This window comes from Sporosarcina sp. P7 (assembly GCF_002743425.1).
Lineage (GTDB): Bacteria > Bacillota > Bacilli > Bacillales_A > Planococcaceae > Sporosarcina.
Genome location: NZ_PDZF01000009.1, coordinates 114,910 through 136,135 on the forward strand (window position 1 = coordinate 114,910; position 21,226 = coordinate 136,135).

The 21,226-nt window shown below is 40.6% G+C and carries 21 protein-coding genes; 7 read left to right on the forward strand and 14 right to left on the reverse strand.

The annotated features are described in order from the left end of the window. Positions 1 to 12 precede the first annotated feature (12 nt). Positions 13 to 1,746 (reverse strand): methyl-accepting chemotaxis protein, encoded by a 1,734-nt coding sequence (locus CSV60_RS10420; RefSeq protein ID WP_099636948.1) that lies wholly within the window; start codon positions 1,744 to 1,746, stop codon positions 13 to 15. Positions 1,747 to 2,032: 286 nt separating this feature from the next. On the opposite strand from CSV60_RS10420, the gene CSV60_RS10425 reads away from it, so the two are divergent. Both CSV60_RS10425 and CSV60_RS10430 read left to right on the forward strand, forming a co-directional pair. After that, positions 2,033 to 3,076 (forward strand): lipid II:glycine glycyltransferase FemX, encoded by a 1,044-nt coding sequence (locus tag CSV60_RS10425; protein ID WP_099636949.1) that lies wholly within the window; start codon positions 2,033 to 2,035, stop codon positions 3,074 to 3,076. Positions 3,077 to 3,114: 38 nt separating this feature from the next. Then, positions 3,115 to 4,296: a DEAD/DEAH box helicase gene (locus tag CSV60_RS10430; RefSeq protein WP_099631764.1), complete on the forward strand. Its 1,182-nt coding sequence runs from the start codon at positions 3,115 to 3,117 to the stop codon at positions 4,294 to 4,296. Between the two features lie 163 nt (positions 4,297 to 4,459). Here CSV60_RS10430 and map read toward each other — a convergent pair whose 3' ends face one another. The 3 genes from map to CSV60_RS10445 all read right to left on the reverse strand — a co-directional run bounded on the left by map (position 4,460) and on the right by CSV60_RS10445 (position 6,484). Then, positions 4,460 to 5,209, reverse strand: a complete 750-nt coding sequence (map, locus tag CSV60_RS10435; RefSeq protein WP_099631765.1) for a type I methionyl aminopeptidase — start codon at positions 5,207 to 5,209, stop codon at positions 4,460 to 4,462. Positions 5,210 to 5,303: 94 nt separating this feature from the next. Beyond that, positions 5,304 to 5,645, reverse strand: a complete 342-nt coding sequence (locus CSV60_RS10440; RefSeq protein WP_099631766.1) for a magnetosome magnetite crystal formation protein family — start codon at positions 5,643 to 5,645, stop codon at positions 5,304 to 5,306. 101 nt (positions 5,646 to 5,746) lie between these two features. Next, a complete protein-coding gene (locus tag CSV60_RS10445; RefSeq protein ID WP_099631767.1) occupies positions 5,747 to 6,484 on the reverse strand; it encodes a hypothetical protein in 738 nt (245 codons plus the stop codon). 230 nt (positions 6,485 to 6,714) lie between these two features. Here CSV60_RS10445 and CSV60_RS10450 point away from each other — a divergent pair, with 230 nt between their 5' ends. Next, the gene (locus tag CSV60_RS10450) at positions 6,715 to 7,260 is read left to right on the forward strand and encodes a GNAT family N-acetyltransferase (RefSeq protein ID WP_099631768.1); all 546 of its coding nucleotides are present in this window, start codon (positions 6,715 to 6,717) and stop codon (positions 7,258 to 7,260) included. Positions 7,261 to 7,605: 345 nt separating this feature from the next. On the opposite strand, the gene CSV60_RS10455 is transcribed toward CSV60_RS10450, so the two are convergent. The 3 genes from CSV60_RS10455 to CSV60_RS10460 form a co-directional block, all read right to left on the reverse strand. Further along, positions 7,606 to 8,184, reverse strand: coding sequence for a beta-class carbonic anhydrase (locus CSV60_RS10455; protein WP_099636950.1), 579 nt, complete (start codon positions 8,182 to 8,184; stop codon positions 7,606 to 7,608). 106 nt (positions 8,185 to 8,290) lie between these two features. After that, positions 8,291 to 8,431: a hypothetical protein gene (locus CSV60_RS15975; protein ID WP_169535197.1), complete on the reverse strand. Its 141-nt coding sequence runs from the start codon at positions 8,429 to 8,431 to the stop codon at positions 8,291 to 8,293. 107 nt (positions 8,432 to 8,538) lie between these two features. Further along, a complete protein-coding gene (locus tag CSV60_RS10460; RefSeq protein ID WP_369823623.1) occupies positions 8,539 to 9,771 on the reverse strand; it encodes an aminopeptidase in 1,233 nt (410 codons plus the stop codon). A 185-nt stretch (positions 9,772 to 9,956) separates the two neighbouring features. On the opposite strand from CSV60_RS10460, the gene motA reads away from it, so the two are divergent. Both motA and motB read left to right on the forward strand, forming a co-directional pair. Next, entirely contained in the window at positions 9,957 to 10,766 is an 810-nt protein-coding gene (gene motA / locus CSV60_RS10465) for a flagellar motor stator protein MotA (protein ID WP_099631771.1), read from the forward strand. Then, positions 10,750 to 11,517, forward strand: coding sequence for a flagellar motor protein MotB (gene motB / locus CSV60_RS10470; RefSeq protein WP_099631772.1), 768 nt, complete (start codon positions 10,750 to 10,752; stop codon positions 11,515 to 11,517). The genes motA and motB overlap by 17 nt, the downstream gene beginning before the upstream one ends. A gap of 28 nt (positions 11,518 to 11,545) precedes the next feature. On the opposite strand, the gene CSV60_RS10475 is transcribed toward motB, so the two are convergent. Both CSV60_RS10475 and CSV60_RS10480 read right to left on the reverse strand, forming a co-directional pair. After that, positions 11,546 to 11,767, reverse strand: a complete 222-nt coding sequence (locus tag CSV60_RS10475; protein ID WP_099631773.1) for a DUF1128 domain-containing protein — start codon at positions 11,765 to 11,767, stop codon at positions 11,546 to 11,548. Positions 11,768 to 11,841: 74 nt separating this feature from the next. Beyond that, positions 11,842 to 13,197 carry an alanine/glycine:cation symporter family protein gene (locus tag CSV60_RS10480; protein ID WP_099631774.1) on the reverse strand — a complete coding sequence of 452 codons (1,356 nt, stop codon included), beginning with the start codon at positions 13,195 to 13,197 and terminating at the stop codon, positions 11,842 to 11,844. 223 nt (positions 13,198 to 13,420) lie between these two features. Between CSV60_RS10480 and CSV60_RS10485 the strand changes: the two genes are divergently transcribed. Together CSV60_RS10485 and CSV60_RS10490 are read left to right on the forward strand one after the other, a co-directional pair. Then, positions 13,421 to 13,861, forward strand: a complete 441-nt coding sequence (locus CSV60_RS10485) for a YtxH domain-containing protein (RefSeq protein ID WP_099636952.1) — start codon at positions 13,421 to 13,423, stop codon at positions 13,859 to 13,861. 35 nt (positions 13,862 to 13,896) lie between these two features. After that, positions 13,897 to 14,847: a YihY/virulence factor BrkB family protein gene (locus tag CSV60_RS10490; RefSeq protein ID WP_099631776.1), complete on the forward strand. Its 951-nt coding sequence runs from the start codon at positions 13,897 to 13,899 to the stop codon at positions 14,845 to 14,847. 42 nt (positions 14,848 to 14,889) lie between these two features. Here CSV60_RS10490 and CSV60_RS10495 read toward each other — a convergent pair whose 3' ends face one another. From CSV60_RS10495 to CSV60_RS10515, 5 genes are all read right to left on the reverse strand, one after another. Next, entirely contained in the window at positions 14,890 to 16,794 is a 1,905-nt protein-coding gene (locus CSV60_RS10495; protein ID WP_099636953.1) for a heavy metal translocating P-type ATPase, read from the reverse strand. 503 nt (positions 16,795 to 17,297) lie between these two features. Next, positions 17,298 to 18,830: a fumarate hydratase gene (locus tag CSV60_RS10500; RefSeq protein ID WP_099636954.1), complete on the reverse strand. Its 1,533-nt coding sequence runs from the start codon at positions 18,828 to 18,830 to the stop codon at positions 17,298 to 17,300. Between the two features lie 24 nt (positions 18,831 to 18,854). Beyond that, the gene (locus tag CSV60_RS15980; RefSeq protein WP_099631779.1) at positions 18,855 to 19,025 is read right to left on the reverse strand and encodes an SE1561 family protein; all 171 of its coding nucleotides are present in this window, start codon (positions 19,023 to 19,025) and stop codon (positions 18,855 to 18,857) included. Between the two features lie 351 nt (positions 19,026 to 19,376). Next, entirely contained in the window at positions 19,377 to 20,117 is a 741-nt protein-coding gene (locus CSV60_RS10510; RefSeq protein ID WP_369823625.1) for a polysaccharide deacetylase family protein, read from the reverse strand. A 162-nt stretch (positions 20,118 to 20,279) separates the two neighbouring features. Continuing rightward, complete coding sequence (locus tag CSV60_RS10515; RefSeq protein ID WP_099636956.1) at positions 20,280 to 21,179, reverse strand: TIGR01777 family oxidoreductase; 900 nt, start codon at positions 21,177 to 21,179, stop codon at positions 20,280 to 20,282. Between the last annotated feature and the right edge of the window lie 47 nt (positions 21,180 to 21,226).

Genomic DNA, 21,226 nt, shown 5'->3' on the forward strand with positions numbered 1-21,226 from the left:
TCACTTAACTAATTAGCTAAATCGATCAACAAGGTCGTGCATATTCTCCGCTTCTGTATGAAGATCAAGGGAAGCGTGCATAATCGTGCTGATTGCAGCTTTTTGTTCATCGATGGATGCATTGACTTGTTCGGTAGCAGCAGCTGATTCAGTTGCGACAGCTGCAATTTGATCAATTGCTTGAACAACGTGTTGTCGATTTTCATCCATACTATTCATATCATTTTCCATAGTCTTCAACAGCGATGTGATTTTGAGAATGGAATCGGATAGTTGTTCGAAAGCATTTTTAGTTTCCAGAATCGTACCTTCTTGATGACTTGTCAAATCTAATGTGTGTTTCATTTGGTTCTCGGCAGTCGTCGTATCTTTCCGAATATGCACGAGCAGGTCGCGAACTCTCGTAGTTGCCTCGTTTGTGTCTTCAGATAAATGACGTACTTCATTGGCTACTACAGCGAATCCTTTTCCATGTTCTCCTGCGCGAGCGGCTTCAATACTAGCGTTTAATGCTAGTAAGTTCGTTTGCTCTGAGATCGAGGAAATCGTTTGGACAATTGCTTGTATTTCATTCATTCTAGATACAAGTTGTGAGAAGTTACCTTGTAAGTCGTTAATGACGATGTTGAAATTCTGAGAGTTTTCTTCCAAAGTCTCTGCCTTTTGCATACCTGAACTTTGTAGAGTGTTCATGCTATGCATTTCTTTCACAACGTTTTCATATTGCTCTGATGCATTGGAAATCAATGTGGATAATTGACTAACTTTTGTAATCGCGATATCTGCTTCTTCGGATTGCACAACTGATCCTGAAGATACTTCAGAAATAGCGCTATGAATTTCGTCAGCCGATGCAGTCGCTTCTTCCGTGATTGCGCTAAGTGTTTCGGAAGAGGTTCTCATACGGTCTGAAGAAAGTCTTGTATGACCGACCATCTCATTCAGATTATTTTTCATTGTATTAACATTTTCAGCTAAATGACCGAGCTCATCACGCGAACGGATCGGAATGTCTTCTCCGGATAATTTACCTTGCGCAATTTCAGCCGTAATGTGGCGGATATTCTTAATATAGGATGTTAGACGTCCTGAGAAAATTGAGAATAAAGTAACACCCACCACGACAGAAATAATAACTGATAGTAAGGTATACCATAAAACATTTTTCGCTCCAGCATTAAAGTCTACTAGGTAGGTTCCTGCCACTATAATCCATCCCCAATTTGGATCTTGTAGGCTGTACGTGATTTTTGGCGCTTCAACATTCAGGTTACTTGGCAACGGCCAGTCATACTGTACATAACCACCTCCGCTTTTAGCTTCTGAGATTACCTCTCGAATAAAGTAACGACCATCTTTTGTTTTGGCTTCATAGAGACTTTCTCCTTCTTTCTGTGGATGTACGAGCAAAGTGCCTTCCTCATCCACTACGTAAAAGTAGAAGTTCTCCCCGTATTTCGCTGGGTTTTCTAAAGATCGAGTACCGTCAGTGGCCATAGGTCCCATGATTTTGTCTTTAGCTCGTTTTTGGGCGTCCTCTAAACTTATTGTACCGTTCTCTACTTGAACATTGAGCTCGTCGATCAAGTCTAGGATCGCATACGTCCCGTTTTGTAATCCCATTTCTCCAACAGATTCAAGTTCTTGCTTTGCTACGAAGTAATTGACAATACCAACAGCTAATAATGGAATTAAAATAACTAGTGCTGCAAGCGCTATCAACTTGTTACGTACTGAACCTTTCAATATGTAATGCCCCCTTTTGCATGTTTGCTATATGAAACCTTTCTCCCCTTTTTATAGTATAGGCTATTCTAATTAATAACGGAATAGCTTGTCTCAATTAATAGTAATTTATTACTTAATTTCCAAACTCCGTTGGTAAATGACAGGTAACTACTCTTCGATTCTTGACTTGAAAAATACAGTAGGCTACACTTAATAGAGCTGTGGCTGTGCGGTTCTTTAAGATTTTCAAACGATTAAAACGGAAATTGTACGGAGTCATAGTAATGTAAGGAGTGTTCGAGCAGTGCCGATTTTAGATAAAAGCAATGCGGAAGATGTAAAAAGGTATGAAACGTTTATGAGAAATTCTCCATTTCGTTCAATTACACAAGATCCCAATTGGGCAAATGTGAAAGACGACTGGGGTAATGAGCAAGTATATGTAGAACGGGACGGAGAAATTGTAGCCGCTATGTCCTTATTGATACGGAAAGTGCCAGGCGGATTTTCCTTACTATATGCACCACGTGGACCTATTTGCGATTTACATAATCAGAAGTTGGTTGCAGAATTGATTCAAGAGGCAGAGGTGCTTGTAAAAAAACATAAAGCCTTTGCATTAAAAATGGACCCAGAACAACTTTATACAGATGAATTGGACAAGCTATGCCGTGATGCGGGTTACATAGTACGCAACGAAGGCGCGGGTAAAGAAGATTTAATACAGCCCCGTTATAATATGATTGTTAAATTGACTGACGAAGATGAAGATTCTTTAATGCTTAAGTTCCGTAGCAGAACGAGAAGTAAAATCCGAAGCTCTGCACGTAAAGGTGTGGAGATTTCCTATTCACGCAGTGATGAATATTTAAAGAAGTTCTTTGAAATTCATGAAGAAATGTCTGTTCGTAATCAGATCTCCATTCGATCATATGATTATTTCGTCAAAATGCGAGAAGCATTCGATGATTTACGCATTTATATAGCAAAGCACGAAGACGACTATTTAGCTGGTGCTATAACTATTAATTATAATGGGAAGTTGTATTACTTATATGCGGGCAGTTCCAACACGAAGCGCAATCTAAATCCAAGTTATCTTATGAACTATGAAATGATGAAGTGGGGATTGGAAATCGGAGCGGAACAGTATGATCTTGGTGGGGTATTTGTACTCGACAGTGAGCAGGATGGCTTATATAATTTTAAAAACAGTTTTTGTCAGGTGGACGGAGTGACAGAATTTATCGGTGAAATCGATAAAGTATACAAACCGTTCATTTATAACCTATTTGTAAAAGTAGTGCCTAAAATTCAGAAGTTGAAAAAGAAGCTTCAAAAAAAATAACCGGTTGAAATCCTCAACTATAGAAAAGAGTGAACCGAATGAATTTTTTAGATGAGCTGAATGAATCTTTACGCACAAAATGGAAATTTAAACAACCTATGCCGATTCAGTCTCAAATGATACCCGAGATGTTGTCTGGTAAAGATATAGTAGCGGAATCACCAACAGGGACAGGTAAAACACTTGCCTATACATTACCTGTGATTCAAATGGTTGATGGGAATCTACCGAAGACACAAGCGTTAATCATCACACCATCACAAGAGCTGTCCATGCAGATCGTCAATGTGATACGCGAGTTGGTGGAAGGTACTCCAGTTACCGTAACACAGCTGATTGGTGGTGCAAACATGCAACGTCAAGTCGAAAGGCTGAAGAAAAAACCGACAATTGTAGTCGGTACACCAGGCAGATTAAATGAACTAGTAAGAGAAAGAAAGCTGAAAATGTATGATATAAAATACTTGGTTATTGATGAAGGAGATCAACTTTTGTCGCGCGAATATCGAGTACTGGTGAAAAGCTTGATTGAAGCAGCGAATCCTGAACGTCAGTTGGCCGTTGTGTCCGCTACAATTACAGATGAAATCGAACTGGTTGCTAAGCAAATGATGAAGGATCCAATTCGTTTACAAGTCAATGCGGATGAGATTCCAAATAGTGGTCAAGTAATTCATTCCTATGTAAAAGTGGATGAACGCAAAAAGACCGATGTACTTCGAGGAATCTCTGCAATATCAGGCGTGCGCGCATTAACATTCATGAATAATGTAGATCAATTGCGCATGAAAGAGCTAAAACTACTTTACAATGATGCACCAATTGCAGTCCTTTACTCTGATATGAAGAAACTAGATCGCCAGAAAACGTTAGAAGACTTCAGAAAAGGTACTATTCGCATACTGATTGCAACAGACTTAGCAGCGCGAGGATTGGACATCGAAGGGTTGACACACGTCATCCATGTCGACGTACCGCACACGGCCGAGCAATACGTGCACAGATCAGGAAGAACGGGCCGTGCAGGAGCAGACGGAGAAGTCCTAACACTCCTATCTTACTCGGAAGAACGCGACTACCGTAAAGTTTCCAAAGGCATCAAAACCGTTCAAAAAGTTTGGTACAACGGACAACTGATCGAAGGAAACTCCAAGACAGTGGAAGAAATGAAAAAAGCGGCACCAAAGAAATCAAAGCCGAAAGTTAAGAAAAAGAAATAATAAAACGAAACATCCAAACGATGATATGCAAAGACTGAAGACTGCCCGGGTATGAGGAGGCTTTTCTTCAGTCTTTTCTTTTTACTACTACATCTATTAACCAAAACTTTGTAACATAAAAATGAGTGTGCACGGAACCGTCCGCACACACTCATTTCCACCATCAATCAAGTTGAGTCAAAATTATAGGCTGATCTTTCGTCACGACAATCGTATGCTCGATTTGGGCAACTAATGACTTATCAGGCGTAACAAATGTCCAACCGTCATCCAATTCAATCACATGCTCAGCCGCCTGCGAAACGAATGGCTCCACTGCCAGAACCATACCATCCTTCAATAATGTTTTATCCCAAGGATCATAATAATTCAGAACATGCTGTGGCTCTTCGTGAAGAGACGTACCAATTCCGTGACCGGTTAAATTTTTAATCACATGTAAGCCATGATCTTTCGCCTCGCGCTCCACAGCTTTACCGATTTGATTCAAACTAGAACCTGCTTTTACTTTCAATAACGCGCGGTCCAAAGCTGATTTTGCTACATCGCATAACTTCTGTTTTTGCTCGTCAGGTGTACCTGCCACGAATGAAATACCCGTATCTGCAAAATAGCCGCCAGCTGATCCGGAAACATCTATATTCACAAGATCACCGTCTTGGATCTCGTAGCTTCCTGGAATGCCATGCGCTACTTGATGGTTGACGCTGATACATGTATAGCCAGGGAAGTCATACTGGTCGATAGGAGCAGAAACCGCACCTTTTTCAGCGAACAGACGACCTGCCATATCATCAAGTTCTTTCGTTGTGATGCCAGGTACCGTAGCTTCTTTCAACGTTTCACGGATTTCTGCAACAATTTTACCTATTGCCCGTAACCCCTCTAATTCTTCGTCATTTTTTACAATCATGTTCACAAGTCCCTTCTTCCGTACAATTTATTCAATTCTACTATATCATACTTTATTATTGTTTTTTTAATGATTAGCTTGTTCATTCCATTCCTTACTTCAGGACTTTTACACCTTGATAGACATTCCAAATCAAGACGATTACAAACAATAAACTATATAAAGTGATGAATAACACAGGAATGAATCCCCAGAACATCATATTGCTGTTTGCATTTGTCAAGCTATCGGAATTAAAGGAAAAGATCGAAAAGGACATAATAATGAATCCAGCAATTAGTAATACCATAGGGATGATATGTGAAACGAGTGCCTTTTTTGCATGACGACGAACTTCGAATTCATCCGCAACGAAATAAATGATGATTGGCAGTAGAAGGGGGGCGAAAAAGACACTAAAATAACTAAGTGATGACAATAACTTTGAATTTGACATAGCGTAACCTCCACTCTTTAGCATGATAGTCCACACTCTAACCTATACCCTAGTTTACGGTATAATCACGAAAAAAACACGGCTGCCTAATTGGCACCGTGTTATAATTGTTTGGGCTTTGAAAAACGCTGACCCATAAATAGTATAAAACCAATTACCGCGGAAAGAAATAAAGCGGCTGTTGAAACAAATAGTTCATCGGTTCCATTTTTTATTGCAATACCGATGAAAGACCAAATGATAATTAAATTAAACATAGAGTCATGGTAGTGATACATAAAATGTAGGGCAATCGCTGTAGTTAGAGTCAAGAACAATACTGTCCATAGTGGATCACTCAACCCCCATCCTGTCCAATCGTGGAATTTGAAAGCATAGTTAGAATTCGCGATAACAGCGATGAAGATCCATGCCATGTAAGCCGAGATCGGAAGTCGTTCGCGATTCGTTCCCTCTATTTTTGCATAACTGAAATACAACACGAGTAAACAAATTAATAAAGCAATTACGCTGACGATGGCCCAATAATAATAACTATAATGCCATAATAATAGCCATGCGATATTTAAAAAACAGCTGACCGAGAACGAGATTGCACGTAAATTGGCGACAGATGATGAAAGTCTAGCTACTGTTTTGGAAAACATGTATAGCCAACAGACAAGTAACAAATCTAGCACTATCCAAATTGAAAAAACGTACTCTGCAGGCATGAATAGAACCGGTACCCGATTAGCAATTTCCCAAGTAGTCAGTCCGTTAAGTGGGATTAAATTTGCAGCGATATGAGTTCCAATCATGATGAGTAGCGAGAGTACCATCAAAATAATTCTTAGCATGATAAAATCCTCCTGAACAATAGTATACAGAGATTACGGATCGATGGAGTCGGAAAGTATGAATATTCCTTTACAAATGAGAAAATGTGGCATTCTATTGTCTTGTACATGTAAAAAATCTATAATAAGAACTAATGAATTCAGATAACTAGAACTGATTCTTCATTTCATTCGCACCGATTGGATAAAGTAGAAGATAAGAACAGAATGCTTCGAAAAGGATGAGGACAATGATTTTACTCGAAGGGGAGCAATGCTACCTACGAATACTCACGGAAGATGACGCGTACCAATTCACCCAGCTACTTATTGCCAATAAGGAATACTGGACAGAATTTGAACCAAGACATGATAATACGTACTACACAGTAGCAATGCAGCGAGATAAAATTCGGGAATCCCTTTATCAAATGCGTGACCGACGAGAGTACAACTTCGGAATTTTTGATTCGGAAACAAGTATGATTATTGGCCAAATTTCATTGTATAGTATTAAACGGTTACCGTTTTCCAGTGGTTTTGTGGGGTATTCCATTGATCAGCGGCAAACTGGAAGAGGTATTGGTACTGAAGCAGTCTCGCTCATTAATCAATTTGCGTTTGAAAAAGTGAATCTGCATAGGGTGGAAGCATATGTATCACCTCGTAATGTAGGTTCAGTGAAAGTATTGGAAAAAGCACAATTCCAGCGTGAGGGATTATTGCGTCAATTGCTGTTCATTAATGGTGTGTGGGAAGATCATTATATGTATGCCATTGTGGAAGGGGATTATTGAAAGGGTAAGACCCTTTTGGAAAAGTGGATGATTATATGGAAAAGCCGGCTCTTCGAATAGAAGATGCTGGTTTTTCTTGATTTTTGAGGTTTGATGGCGGTGTGGACGTGTTACGCTCAACGTTTGGTGTAAGCGCTCTTAGTTCATGACTATCCGCTCTATCAAACGGGTACCTGCTCTATCTAACCAGTCAACTGCTCTATGTCACCTGGAAACCGCTCATACCCTCGCCACGAGCGCTCACAGTCGACCCGGAACCACTCTAAAGCTCCTAAAGTCCACTTCTCCATCAACAAACAAAACCGGCCCTTCGTGTAGAAGAGACCGGTTTTTCTAAAAGCTATTTTACTGAGACAATTCTTGTGCTTTGTAACCATCTTCAATAACGTCCAGCTTGCCGTTAGCAGGGTCGATTACAAGACCGTGAACATTTACGTCGGTTGGGATGAGAGGGTGGTTGCGGATCGCGTCCACACTCTTTTTCACGCTCTCTGTCACATCGCTGAAACCGTGCAACCATTTTTCCATCTCGATACCGGAATACTTCAATGTTTTGAACATGTTCGGATCAACACCGCGGTCAATCATGTTTCCTATAATGTGATCCGTGTTGATAGAGCTCATGCCGCAATCATGATGACCGATCACGTATATTTCATCTGCTTGTAATTCATAAACGGCAACTAATATACTTCGCATCAAACCGCCGAAAGGTGATGTAATAATCGCGCCAGCACTTTTAATGATTTTAGCGTCGCCATTCTTCAAGTTCATTGCTTTAGGGAGAAGCTCGATTAATCTGGTATCCATACATGTAAGGATGACAATGCGTTTATTAGGAAATTTCGTAGTGGAAAATTCCTCATACTTTTTTTCCTCAACGAAGCCTTTGTTATAAATCATGATTTCGGATAATGATGTCATTGCTTTAATCTCCTCCGTACTGTTTATAGTATGTAAAAGAAAAGAGTCGCCATTTTAGGCAACTCTAATCATGAAATCCACTTCCATTAAAACTGGAATTGAAAAATTAGTTTCTGCCTTCTGGTTTCGGATCAATAGTAATGGAGTCGTTTGAATCCATTGATCCAGATAAGAAGTGCATCGTAAACAAGGATGCAAGTCCAAGAACAACCATGTAACCGATAACTGTTGTATACATTAAAGCCATTTGAAAGCCCCTCTTTCTGAAATGTATTATGTTCTCTTATCTATTATACATGATTTTCAAGAAAATATTAAGAGCTTCTGTAAACTTCGGATGAAAAGTGACGGATTTTAGAATGCCCAATTACCGTTACGGAAAATAGGCTCTACTGTTCCGTCTTCTAGTATTCCATCAATATCCATCTTTTCAGATCCAATCATGAAGTCGACATGTGTTAAGCTTTGATTCAATCCATTAGCCTGTAGTTGTTCGGATTCCATTTCTTTCCCGCCGTCTAAGCAAAATGCGTAGGCACTTCCAATGGCCAAATGATTCGAAGCGTTTTCATCAAATAATGTATTATAGAATAACACATTCGAATTAGAAATAGGTGAGTCATGCGGAACTAGTGCTACTTCGCCAAGGAAATGTGAGCCTTCATCAGTATCGACAAGTTGTTTCAGAATTTCCTCGCCTTGAGTAGCTGTAACGTTTGTGATTTTGCCATCTTTAAATTGAAGCGTGAAGTCCTCGATAATTGTTCCTGCATAGCTAAGTGGTTTAGTGCTAGTAACAGAACCATTCACTCCAGTTTTCAACGGTGCCGTAAAGACTTCCTCAGTTGGCATATTGGCCATGAACTCATGCCCTGCCTGATTGACACTACCGGCCCCACACCATAAGTGCTTTTCCGGTAATTCTATTGTTAAGTCGGTGCCTGGAGCTGTATAATGAAGTTTACGGTAATGTTTACCATTCAAATATTCTACTTTTTCATGCAAGTTTTCATTGTGCTTTTTCCATGCCTGCACTGGATCTGGCTGATCAGCCCTTACAGCACGTAAAATAGAATCCCATAGAGCGGGTACTTGTTCTTCCGTAGGTAGTTCAGGGAAAATTTTAGCTGCCCATGCTGTCGAAGGTGCAGCAATTACTGTCCAACTGAATTTATCTGCCTGCATAGCTTGGCGGAACTTGCTAAGCGCAGTGCTGGAGGCTTTCTGATTATCGCGAATTCTACTGGATTCGATACCATTTAATAAGTCAGGGTCTTGCGATACGATTGACATGAAAGCAGCGCCTTTTTCAGCTAGCTGTTCACGCTCCATCTGTTTCCACGTAGGGAACTCAGAAAACGAATCCGCTGGTGCTTTTTCATAACGTAGACGTGTGACGACATCATCGATCCAGTCTACGAAGACTTGTCGTGCTCCTGCATCATAAGCTTTTTCAACGATCAATCGAACAAATGAAGTATTTTCAGTAGAAGCGCTGATGAATAGATATTGGTCTTGTTGAATATTTACACCCACCTTTACAGCTAAGTCGGCATAATTGGAAAGTTGATTTTGAAATTGATTCATCATGACATCTCCTTTTTACGTAATGTGACAATTCTAACAAGTGAAGTTCACAGTTCGCAACGATAATGCAATCGGGATAGGATGAAATACTCTTAACTCCCTAAGAATAGTCGACAGTTTTCCCTAAACAACATCAGAAATCAACCGAAATAATAAGAAGAATGTAGTATTTGGAGGCTTTATACATGGATTTATCCACAATTGTAGGTTTAGTATTAGGATTTGCAGCTCTCCTCGTCGGGATGACGCTTAAAGGGGTAACGCCCGATGCATTACTTAACCCGGCGGCTATTCTAATCATCATAGCAGGAACGATTGCCGCTGTTGTCATCGCATTCCCGATGAATGAATTAAAAAAGGTACCTAAATTATTTAAAATTATTTTTACTCAGCAAAAGCTTGCATCGGATGCAGAATTAATCCGTCTATTTTCTTCTTGGGCTGATATTGCTCGTCGAGAAGGGTTACTTGCCTTGGAAGCAAAAACAGATGAAATTGATGATCCGTTTTTGAAAAATGGTTTGGGTTTGGCGATTGACGGTCAGAATGCCGATTATATTCGTGATGTATTAAGTGAAGAGGTGGAGGCGATGCAGGAGCGGCATTCAGTAGGTGCACTGATCTTCTCGCAAGCCGGTACATATGCTCCTACTTTGGGGGTTCTCGGTGCTGTTGTAGGACTGATTGCCGCACTAAAAGACATGAATAATATCGATGCGTTAGGTCACGCAATTTCTGCTGCATTTATTGCGACATTGCTTGGGATTTTTACGGGATACGTCTTATGGCATCCGTTCTCCAATAAACTTGTACGAAAATCAAAAGAAGAAGTCCGTCAGAGGACAATGGTGATTGAAGGAATTCTTTCCGTATTGGAAGGGGAAGCACCGCGTGTCATCGAACAAAAATTGGCATCTTATCTTTCTGTAGAAGACCGGAAGAAGCTAGCTATTGATGGTAGCGAAGGAGCTGGTAAAGTTGGCGAAGAAGCGTAAGAAAAAGAAGCACGAAATTGAACATATTAATGAGTCCTGGCTATTACCTTACGCCGATCTTTTGACATTATTACTAGCATTATTCATCGTATTATTTGCTACGAGTTCAGTAGATGAGGGACGATTTGCAGAAGTCTCTAAAGTATTCAGCGAAATATTTGAAAGTGGTAGCGGAATCATGAGTGAGAGCGCGCCAACCACTACCCCTGTTCCACACGACTCAGTAGGGGAGCTTGATGAGAACTCCTCATATATGGAAGATCAGCAATCCTTGGGAGAAACGCAAGATGATTTGGACGAGTATATTGCTGTGAATGAATTAGAGACCCAGTTTGAGACTGAAATGACAAGTGAAGGCTTATTGCTCACAATTCGTGACAGTGTGCTGTTTAAATCAGGAGAAGCAAAAATTACTCCAGAGTATAAAAGACTGGCAAATGATATCTCTCGGTTGCTAACACTGGATAGGCCTCGCCAGGTGGTCATCACAGGTCATACAGACAACATTCCTATCAACAATGCAGAGTATTCATCCAACTGGGAGTTAAGCGTTATGCGTGCTGTAGAGTTTCTTAAAATCATTGTGGCAGACAATGAAGTCGACCCGAATCTTTTCAGTGCGAAAGGATACGGAGAGTATAAGCCAATTGTTCCGAACAATACGATAGAAAATCGCAGTAAAAACCGAAGAGTGGAAGTACTCATTCAGCCACTGGTCTTAAAAGATGGCACACCCGTCACACCGCAATAAAAAAGCGACTCCAAGTGGAGTCGCTTTTTTATTTGCGCAAAGAACCGAGTTCGGCCGCAATTGCTTGCATTTCATTCGGTGTGATGTTGTCGCGTTTCATGACCGTCTTGTACATATAGTACAAATCTTCATACTGCTCTGTACTGAAGTTTTCGGGCTTCATCGCATCCACATTTACCATGCGTAGTTTTTCTTTAATCTGTTCGATCATGTATGAGACATTCTCAGGTGATTTTGAAGACAAATCCATATTCTTACCGCCTTTCCTCTAATGAAAACAATCATTTCATGAAAGCGGTAAGCTGTCAACCGCACTGAGAAGTGTTACTTACGGGCTGCTTCACGTTCTTCGTCAATTTTCTTCTTGAAACGTCGTGTCTCCATAATGACAACACCAGACAAACCGAGCAATCCAATTAAGTTTGGAATCGCCATTAAGCCATTTAATACATCTGCTAAAATCCATACAAGGTCAAGTGATGCAGTCGCTCCTACAAATATGAATGCTACGAATATTATTCGATAAGCAAGGACTGCAGCGCGATTAGGGATGAGATATTGGAAGCACTTCTCTCCATAATAACTCCAACCTAAAATGGTAGATGTAGCAAAGAACACAAGTCCTATTGATACTAAGATCGGCCCGATACCACCAAGGAATGAGCCAAACGCTTCTGCTGTCAAAGAACCAGCATCAATTGATTTATCTTGCCATTTATTACTCATAACAATTGTGACACCTGTAATTGAACAAATGACTAATGTATCGAATAATACTTGTGTCATTGAAACAAGAGCCTGACGTCCAGGCATATCTGTACGTGCAGCAGCAGCTGCGATTGGCGCTGAACCGAGACCTGCTTCATTAGAGAAGAGTCCTCGCGCGACACCGAATCGGATTACGGTACCGATTGCACCACCGGCAATTGCTTGGCCTGTGAATGCGTCTGTGAAAATCAGACCGAATGCTGCTGGAACTTGTTCAATGTTCAATACCATAACAATCGCACCAGCAAAGAAATAGAATAGTGCCATGATCGGTACGAAAAATGCCGTCACACGACCGATTGATTTGATACCTCCAAGAATAACAAGTGCACCGAATAGTACCAATGCAATTCCTGTAATATAGTGTGGCACATCAAAAGTGCTTTTCATTACGTCTGCTACTGCTTTAGATTGTGTTCCGTTCCCAATTCCGAACGCGGCCAATGCACCGAATATCGCAAATAGTACGCCGAGCCATTTTTGCTTTAGACCATGTTCCAGATAGTACATCGGTCCACCAGCCATCAAGCCATTGGAATCTTTGACGCGGTACTTAACAGCCAAGATTGCCTCACTGTACTTTGTTGCCATACCGAAGAACCCTGCAAGCCACATCCAGAAAATCGCCCCTGGTCCACCTGCTACAACAGCAGATGCAACGCCGACGATATTACCGACACCGACTGTGGCGGCCATCGCAGTCATTAGAGCCTGGAACTGTGAAATGTCACCATCTGCTTTTTTATCATGCTTCCGTGAAAAAACTTGCTTCAGTGAATAAGGCAGTAATCTTAATTGAATAAATGTTAAACGTAGTGTTAAATAAATTCCGGTACCAATTAATAAAATGAGCAGTGGCGGTCCCCATATTAAATCGGACGCAGTAGTCAAGAAATTCTCGATCTTTTCCATTTCATCCCCCCAATTTCTCTCTGATGTTAGTATCCGTTCCCAAGATTGCGAGAACCAACCCCTTTCAGTAGATTCTGTTATTTACATGTTATTGTTAATAATCTAAAAAATAGAACGTTTCGTCAAGCTTTTTTTGAATAAAGTGTAACAAAGATTGTTTGGCAAGTTGCAATATGGGTATAATGAAGTGAGAAGTAAACGTGAATAAGGAGGCGAAAAATGTATGGGTTCGAGTAAATTTGGAAGATATGTTTTAGGCGGAGCATTACTTGGAGCTGCAGTGAGCATGCTGGACCGTGCAACACGGCAGCACACATTGACTACAGCCAGAACATCGTATGAAAAAGTATTATATTACAAAGAAAATCCAGATATTGTAAAAAGTGAGTTCCAACAGAAAAAAGAAAAAATGCAAACTCTTGTTGATCAAGTGAAAGGTGATGTAAATTACATCAAATCACAGGTCGATGAAATCAAGACGCTGACTCCGCAAGTGAAAGAAATGCTTGCGGATACAAAGGAAGCAATTACTGATTCTAAATCAGAGTACGAGCAAATCATCGTGGATAATTCTACAGCTGCATCTTCTGTTTCAACAGAAGGGGATGCTTCATTGCCTCCGATGATCCAAAAAAAAAACGTGATACCACTAGAGAAAAAATAACAATAGAATCAGTAAATGAAAGGGGGACACATCAGTTGGATAGACAAAAAAGTGCCCCTTCTTCAAATGCTGAAAACGGAGACGAGTCTCAAACTGAAAAAGTGAAAGAATTCATCAAAGATATAAAAGACGGGGAAGAAGAGGATTTCGATCCGACAACTACGAGCGGATTTTTCAAACAATTGATTATCCGAATGAAAGAATTGGATATTTCAGCGGCTGGTTCGCAGTTAGCTTTCTTTTTCCTATTGTCTTTATTCCCTCTATTAATCTTTCTTTTTACACTACTGCCGTACTTACAGTTAGACCAAAGCCAAATCTTCTTATTTATTCGAGAGTATGCGCCAGAAGGGACAGCTTCACTAATTGAAGGAACACTTTCTGAAGTACTGGATAACAAAAGTGGAGGATTACTATCAATCGGAATTTTGGCTACAATCTGGTCTGCGTCTAAAGGCATGGGTGCAGTAACAAAAGGATTAAATGAAGCATATGAAGTTGAAGAAGATAGAAACTTTTTCGTTTCAAAAGGATTGTCGATTGTGTTTACGATTATGTTAGTCATGACTGTAATCGTCGCGTTAGTGTTACCGATATTCGGTCAACCAATCGGGCATTTGATCTTCACATTCTTAGGATTGGAAGAGACGTTCCTGACTGTATGGAATTTGGTACGATTCCTCATTCCACCATTGCTAATTTTTGCGGTATTCTCATTACTGTATTGGCTAGTACCAAGTGTAAAGTTGCATTTTAAAGGAATACTTCCTGGAGCTATTTTTGCGACAATAGGATGGATCGTTACATCACTAGGCTTCTCGTTCTATATTAGTAATTTTGGAAGCTACACTAATACGTATGGTAGTATCGCTGGGATTATCGTATTAATCATGTGGTTATACTTATCAGCTATCATTTTATTGCTGGGAGGTACAATCAATTCAGTCGTGAAAAATCGTCAAGAGTATAAACAACAAACCAGATAAATAAAAAGTGAAGAAAGGGACTTCCTTTCTTCACTTTTTATTTTACTCTATTTTATTAAGCATCCGTAATCCATTTAAGATAACCAAGATTGTACTTCCTTCGTGTCCAATGACACCAAGAGGCAGATCCACTACCTGCATGAAGTTAGCGATGATGAGGATTGAAATGACAGCTATCGAGAAGAAGACATTCTGTTTAACGATTCGTTGCATTTTTCTCGAAAGCTTTATGGCATATGATAGGCGATTCAAGTCGTTTTGCATGAGAACAACATCGGCTGTCTCCAATGCTACATCTGTTCCTTCACCCATCGCAATGCCCGAAGTAGCGGTAGCCAGTGCAGGAGCGTCATTGATGCCGTCTCCTACCATACCTACTGTACCGTATTCTTTCAATAAATACTTAAGCTGAACGACTTTCTCTTCGGGTAGACATTCTGCTACGTACGTATCGACACCTACTTCATCCGCAATTGCATGGGCGGTCTTTTCATTATCGCCAGTTAACATAACTGTACGAAGTCCTAGAGATTGCAGGGATTTAATCGCAGAAATGGCTTCTTTTCGTAATGTATCTTGTAAAGCAGCTAACGCTACAATTCCTTGTTCGTCTCTCATGAAAATGACAGTTTTACCTTCATTCGCAAGCGATACCGCCACATTGTCTTGAAACTCTTCCACTAACTCTACTCCAACAAATTTTGGATTACCGATTAGAATATCGCCATGATCGGTCTCGGCTTTAATACCAAATCCGGGAATGTCTTCAATATGGAGGTTGCGTTCAGGTTCTACACCATGCTCTGTCGCGTAATTGATAATGGCTTTTGCCAACGGGTGATTAGAGAGTGACTCCGCGCCTGCAAATAAAGCAAGCGTCTCTTTCATATCAGCACCTTCTCGAACGATAAAATCCATCACAATCGGTTTTCCATTCGTCAAGGTACCTGTTTTATCAAAAGCGAATGCTTGCAATGTACTTAAGTGTTCTAAATGAACGCCGCCTTTAAATAACACACCTTTTCTAGCGCCATTGGAAACAGCCGCTAGCGTAGCAGGCATAATGGAAGCCATCAACGCACAAGGGGAAGCGACGACTAGCAAAACAATTGCACGGTAGAACGTTGTAGTCCAGTCCCAGTTAAACAAGAAGTGGGGTAAGAGCATCATAATCACAACAGCCGCCAGCACAATCTTTACATAAGACCCTTCAAAACGTTCGATAAATTGTTGGGAAGGAGACTTTTCGCTTTGCGCGTTTTGTACCATAGTGATAATCTTTTGAAATAACGTTTCGGAACTAGGTTTCGTCATGGTCATGCGAATTGCACCGCTGATATTCACGGTTCCTGCAAATAACTCATCGTTTTCCTGCTTTGTCACCGGGATAGATTCCCCGTTGATAGCTGACATATCAATCGAAGTGATACCGCTTAATACTTTGCCATCGACCGGAATGCGTTCACCTGGTTTAACGAGCAAAACAGAGCCAATCGATAAAGAGTCAGTAGATACTTTTTTCTCACTGCCGTCTTCAAGGATCAACCACGCTTCCTCAGGCTGCAATTCCATCAACGAAGATATTTCATTATGGCTTTTATTGAGAGTATAAGTTTCGAGTGCCCCGCTAATTGCAAAGATAAAAATCAGAATTGCACCTTCAGCCCAGTATCCGATAATTCCTGAACCAATGGCTGCAAAAATCATCAGCATCTCAACGTTCAGTTCCTTATTTTTTATTGTTTCTTCAATACCTTCCTTGGCTTTGGCGTAACCACCAATCAGAAACGCTATGATATACAGCGAGACAGAAAAGGATTCTACGCCATTTTTCCCCAAAGCCCATGCGGTAAGAATGATAATCCCAGATAATATAGCTGCGATTAATTCTAGACGTGCAGACCAGTCAATCGTCTGTTCAGGTTGTTCTTTTGCAAGTGTTGTCATGTATTCTCCTCCTAATTGATAATGAATTTCAATTTCATAGCTCATATTAAAGCAGTAAAGTCGATTCTACAGTAGTAGAATCGACTTTTTGGGCATCTAAATAGAATAAATATGAAGTTGTAATAGTTATTATCTACAGTATATCATTTCTGAATAAGAAGTGTTACTTATTTGGCTAATTCAAGCAAAAATATTGGATGGAGTTGATAAATGAAGGGAAGTAGACCGGGAGTGTACGAAGGAATTGAAGCAAAACAATTAGTGTAGACTTCTAACTAAGTTAAGTTCAAGCAACAATTAAATTTGTGTTCGAAATCAGGCGCGATAAAAGATCTTGAAGTACACTCTCCAACTTAAGAACGTGTCAAAAGTGAACGCGGGCCCTCCCGAACGCGTCCGCCTGGAACGCAGCGCAACAGTGCATCCTCTCTCCGACAACTATTCAGGCAAATCAATTCATTCAAAAAAGCAGCGAATGAGAATTCTCGTTCGCTGCTTGCTTATTAGTTGAATACTTTTTCTTTAAACTGAGAGAGCTTCTCGAGTGATGACTTGTCGATATCAGCATGCAGGCTGTTACCATGTGAGTCCATCGTTACGACTGCAGTGAAGTCCTCTACGCGTAAATGCCATAACGCTTCAGGAATACCGAACTCCAGCAAATCGACGCCTTCTACCTCTTTAATACAGTCAGCATAATACTGTGCCGCACCGCCGATACCGTTCAAGTATACACCGCCGTGCTCTTTAAGAGCTGCAAGTGTTTTAGGTCCCATGCCGCCTTTGCCGATCACTGCGCGGATACCGAACTTCTTCATGATATCGCCTTGGTACGGTTCTTCACGCATAGAAGTTGTTGGGCCGGCTGCTTTGATCTCATACTTGCCTTCATCGTTCTTTAAAACAACGGGTCCACAGTGATAGATGACTTGTCCATTCAAATCAACTGGCGCGTCGTTGTCCATTAAGTGCTTATGGATCGCATCGCGGCCTGTGTACATCCGGCCTGAAATTTTTACAACGTCGCCAACATGAAGATCACGTACGTCTTCTTCTGAAATAGGTGCTTGCAAGTGTACAATACGTGCAGTGGATTTTGCTTCTTCAGCTGGTTGTTCGAATGCAATTTTCTCGCCTTCATTATAGTGCCAGGCCATGATTTCGCCAGTTTCTGCATTAATATTCACTGCCATACGACGATATGCCCAGCAGTTATATGCTACAGATACATAGAAGCTCGCAGGAAGACGGTGCATGACACCGATTTTACATCCTAGTAATGTTGCTTCTCCGCCGAAGCCCATTGTCCCAATTCCAAGGAGATTGGCTTTTTCTAAGACGTAGTCTTCCAATTGTGCAAGTTCAGGAACTGGATTAACGTCTGTTACATCGCGGAATAGTTGTTCTTTCGCCAGATCATATCCAGATGAACGATCGCCACCGATTCCAACACCGATAAACCCAGCTGAACAACCTTGTCCTTGTGCCTGGTAAACCGAGTGAAGGATACATTTACGAATACCGTCCAAGTCGCGTCCTGCACGGCCTAGACCTTCTAATTCAGTAGGGAGGCTGTATTGGATGTTTTTGTTTTCACATCCGCCGCCCTTTAATATTAACTTTGCTTCTATATAGTCTTCTTCCCATTGTTCAAACTTTACAACGGGCAGCCCGATACCTAAGTTATTGCCACTATTATCGCCAGTCAATGAATCTACAGCATTCGGACGCAACTTTCCTTTTTCCGTAGCTAGCTCCAAAGCGCGTACAATTGCAGCTTTAATTTCCAATTGGTTTACCCCGATTGGTGTTTTAATCTTAAATGTAGGAAGGCCAGTATCCTGACAAATTGGAGATAGTTTATCATCTGCCATATTGATATTATTTGCAATCGTATCCAAACTCATTGCAGCGCTTGTTCCTTTGTTCTCTTTTTCCTTTGCGGAAAGAATTGCGCGTCGGACATCTTTTGGCAAATTTGTAGACGTTTCGCAAACTAATTCATATATACTCTTTTCAATTGTCTCTATGTACATCTCAAAATCCCCCGTTAGTATACGTTATTTTTTCGAATTATCCATCTGTTCTTCTAATTCATCGAGTAACATGATCAGGCGATCTATGTCCTGCAGGTCTGTGTGTTCAGGTTCAATTGCTTCTAATGTTTCAATGAATTGATTGAATCGATTTTTCAGTTCGACGACTTGTTCATTATTTTGTGATTTGTCCATACGCACACCTCTTTCTATCATTGATATCGTATACGAAAACACCATGTTTTTCAATCTGATTTTGTTATACGAGTCGTAAACTATAAAAAAAGAAAATAATAATATTTTTCATTAAAACACTTTACAATTAACTGAATAGTTGTTATAGTAAGTTTAATCAAAAGAAAAGGAGGTCGTAGTTATAGAGACGAATCGAATCCTAGACACATAACAACGAAGGAGGGGATCCGTAACAATCCAACATTGGTGATCACGTTGGATAACTACGAATGTGAACATGCAAACTGAAGATGTAGAAAATAATTAGAGACCTTATCTGTTGGTTGTGTACATACAGATAAGGTCTCTTATTTATTGTGTAATGGTATTTCCTTTCTCGTATTCCTCCACTAACTGATCCAGTGAATGGAATTCATAGCCTTGCTTCTTGGCATCACGGATGAAATCGGGGAGTGCCTCTGCATTATCAGCTGCTACGGTATGCATTAGAATGACAGCGCCTGGGTGTAATTGGTTCATCAATTCATTATAAGCATACGCTTTTCCTTTTCGTTGATCTCGATGCCAGTCAATGAATGCAACAGACCAGAAAATATGTCTATATCCTAGATCATTTCCTTTTTGCAGTACCTTCGCATTAAATGTCCCCTCCGGTGGTCTCGTATAGATTGTCCTATTTAGACCAGTAGTAGCCTTTACAATTTCATCTAGTTTCTTCCACTCGTCTTCCATTTGTTGTTCGGTTATATTCGCCATGTTCGGGTGATCGTATGAATGATTTCCGATACCATGGCCATCTTTCACCATACGTTTCACTAAATCACTGGCACTTTTCACATAATGTCCTGTCAAGAAAAATGTGGCGGGCGCTTTCTCCTTTTTCAGCGTGTCTAAAATGCTTTCAGTGTAGCCGTTCTCATATCCGTTATCAAATGTTAGATAGACGACTTTTTTATCTCCTTTCCCTTTGTAAATCGCGCCATAATCATCAAGCAATTTATCTAGTTCTGCTCCGGCAGAAGGGGGAACACCTTCAGTAGCTTTCTTGAAACCCCAATGAAAAGCATCAGCTTGAACAGTAAAGGGATTCATCACCACGCCAACAATTAGCAAACAAGATGCCAGTAAAATTCCTGACAAATGATGAGTCATTAAGCGTCACTCCTTTTTATTAAGCATGTGCCAATACGCTTTTTGTATGTAATGAAAAAAATGTTTGTCAAAACGTGAGTACGTTTTAACAAACATTTGAAATCATTTTAATAAGTCTTCAAGCGCCGGTCGTAATGAAGGATAAGTAAATGTAAAGCCATTAGCCAACAACTTTTTTGGTACTACATGCTGACCTTGCAAAACGACGATACTCTTTTCTCCCAAAGCCACTTTCATTGCAAAACTTGGAACCGGAAACCAATGTGGACGGTGCAATACTTTTCCGATTGTTTTCCCAAAAGCATTCATATGCATTGGACTCGGTGCGACTACATTAACAGGACCTTCTACGCAATCATTCTCAATTGCGAAGAGGATTGCACTGGCTACGTCTTCAACGTGTACCCACGAGAACCATTGATTGCCTGAACCTATTTTACCACCTGCGAATAATTGATAAGGCAGTTTAATGAGTGGAAGTGCTCCGCCTTCTTTACCGAGCACTATGCCGAAGCGGGTACATACAGTTCGTACACCCATTTCATTTGCCTGTCCTGCGAGATTTTCCCAATCGGATACGGTTTTGGCTAAAAAATCATCGCCGACTGCAGAGGAATCTTCGGTATATTCAGCAGTAAGTGATGTAGGATAAATGCCGATTGCACTTGCGTTCACTAGGACGCGAGGTTTCTTTGGAAGTCTTCTTATAATCCGCAAAATTTCTTGTGTAGCTGTTATTCTGCTATCGTAGATTTGCTTTTTTCGTTCTTTGGACCAGCGACTATCATCTATGGACACGCCTGCTAAATTGACGAAAGCATCAACCTGCCCAACTTCATTTTCAGGTGAAGTATGATCGGTTAACCATTGTACATATTGAATTCCATTTTGCTTCGATGAGGGTTTACGCGTTAAAATGACTACTTCATGCCCGTTATCCTTCAATTTCTCAGTCAGAATGCTGCCAATGAATCCAGTACCACCTGCAATAACCACTTTCATAAAGGTTTCCCTCCAATCTAATGAAAATTAGTACACTATTGCTGACC

Coding starts and splice junctions, on each gene's coding strand:
- CSV60_RS10430 (WP_099631764.1), top strand. CDS start 3,115: ATGAATTTTTTAGATGAGCTGAATGAATCTTTACGCACAAAATGGAAA.
- map (WP_099631765.1), bottom strand. CDS start 5,209: ATGATTGTAAAAAATGACGAAGAATTAGAGGGGTTACGGGCAATAGGT.
- CSV60_RS10440 (WP_099631766.1), bottom strand. CDS start 5,645: ATGTCAAATTCAAAGTTATTGTCATCACTTAGTTATTTTAGTGTCTTT.
- CSV60_RS10445 (WP_099631767.1), bottom strand. CDS start 6,484: ATGCTAAGAATTATTTTGATGGTACTCTCGCTACTCATCATGATTGGA.
- CSV60_RS10450 (WP_099631768.1), top strand. CDS start 6,715: ATGATTTTACTCGAAGGGGAGCAATGCTACCTACGAATACTCACGGAA.
- CSV60_RS10455 (WP_099636950.1), bottom strand. CDS start 8,184: ATGACATCATTATCCGAAATCATGATTTATAACAAAGGCTTCGTTGAG.
- CSV60_RS15975 (WP_169535197.1), bottom strand. CDS start 8,431: ATGGCTTTAATGTATACAACAGTTATCGGTTACATGGTTGTTCTTGGA.
- CSV60_RS10460 (WP_369823623.1), bottom strand. CDS start 9,771: ATGAATCAATTTCAAAATCAACTTTCCAATTATGCCGACTTAGCTGTA.
- motA (WP_099631771.1), top strand. CDS start 9,957: ATGGATTTATCCACAATTGTAGGTTTAGTATTAGGATTTGCAGCTCTC.
- CSV60_RS10475 (WP_099631773.1), bottom strand. CDS start 11,767: ATGGATTTGTCTTCAAAATCACCTGAGAATGTCTCATACATGATCGAA.
- CSV60_RS10480 (WP_099631774.1), bottom strand. CDS start 13,197: ATGGAAAAGATCGAGAATTTCTTGACTACTGCGTCCGATTTAATATGG.
- CSV60_RS10485 (WP_099636952.1), top strand. CDS start 13,421: ATGGGTTCGAGTAAATTTGGAAGATATGTTTTAGGCGGAGCATTACTT.
- CSV60_RS10495 (WP_099636953.1), bottom strand. CDS start 16,794: ATGACAACACTTGCAAAAGAACAACCTGAACAGACGATTGACTGGTCT.
- CSV60_RS10500 (WP_099636954.1), bottom strand. CDS start 18,830: ATGTACATAGAGACAATTGAAAAGAGTATATATGAATTAGTTTGCGAA.
- CSV60_RS15980 (WP_099631779.1), bottom strand. CDS start 19,025: ATGGACAAATCACAAAATAATGAACAAGTCGTCGAACTGAAAAATCGA.
- CSV60_RS10510 (WP_369823625.1), bottom strand. CDS start 20,117: ATGAATCCCTTTACTGTTCAAGCTGATGCTTTTCATTGGGGTTTCAAG.
- CSV60_RS10515 (WP_099636956.1), bottom strand. CDS start 21,179: ATGAAAGTGGTTATTGCAGGTGGTACTGGATTCATTGGCAGCATTCTG.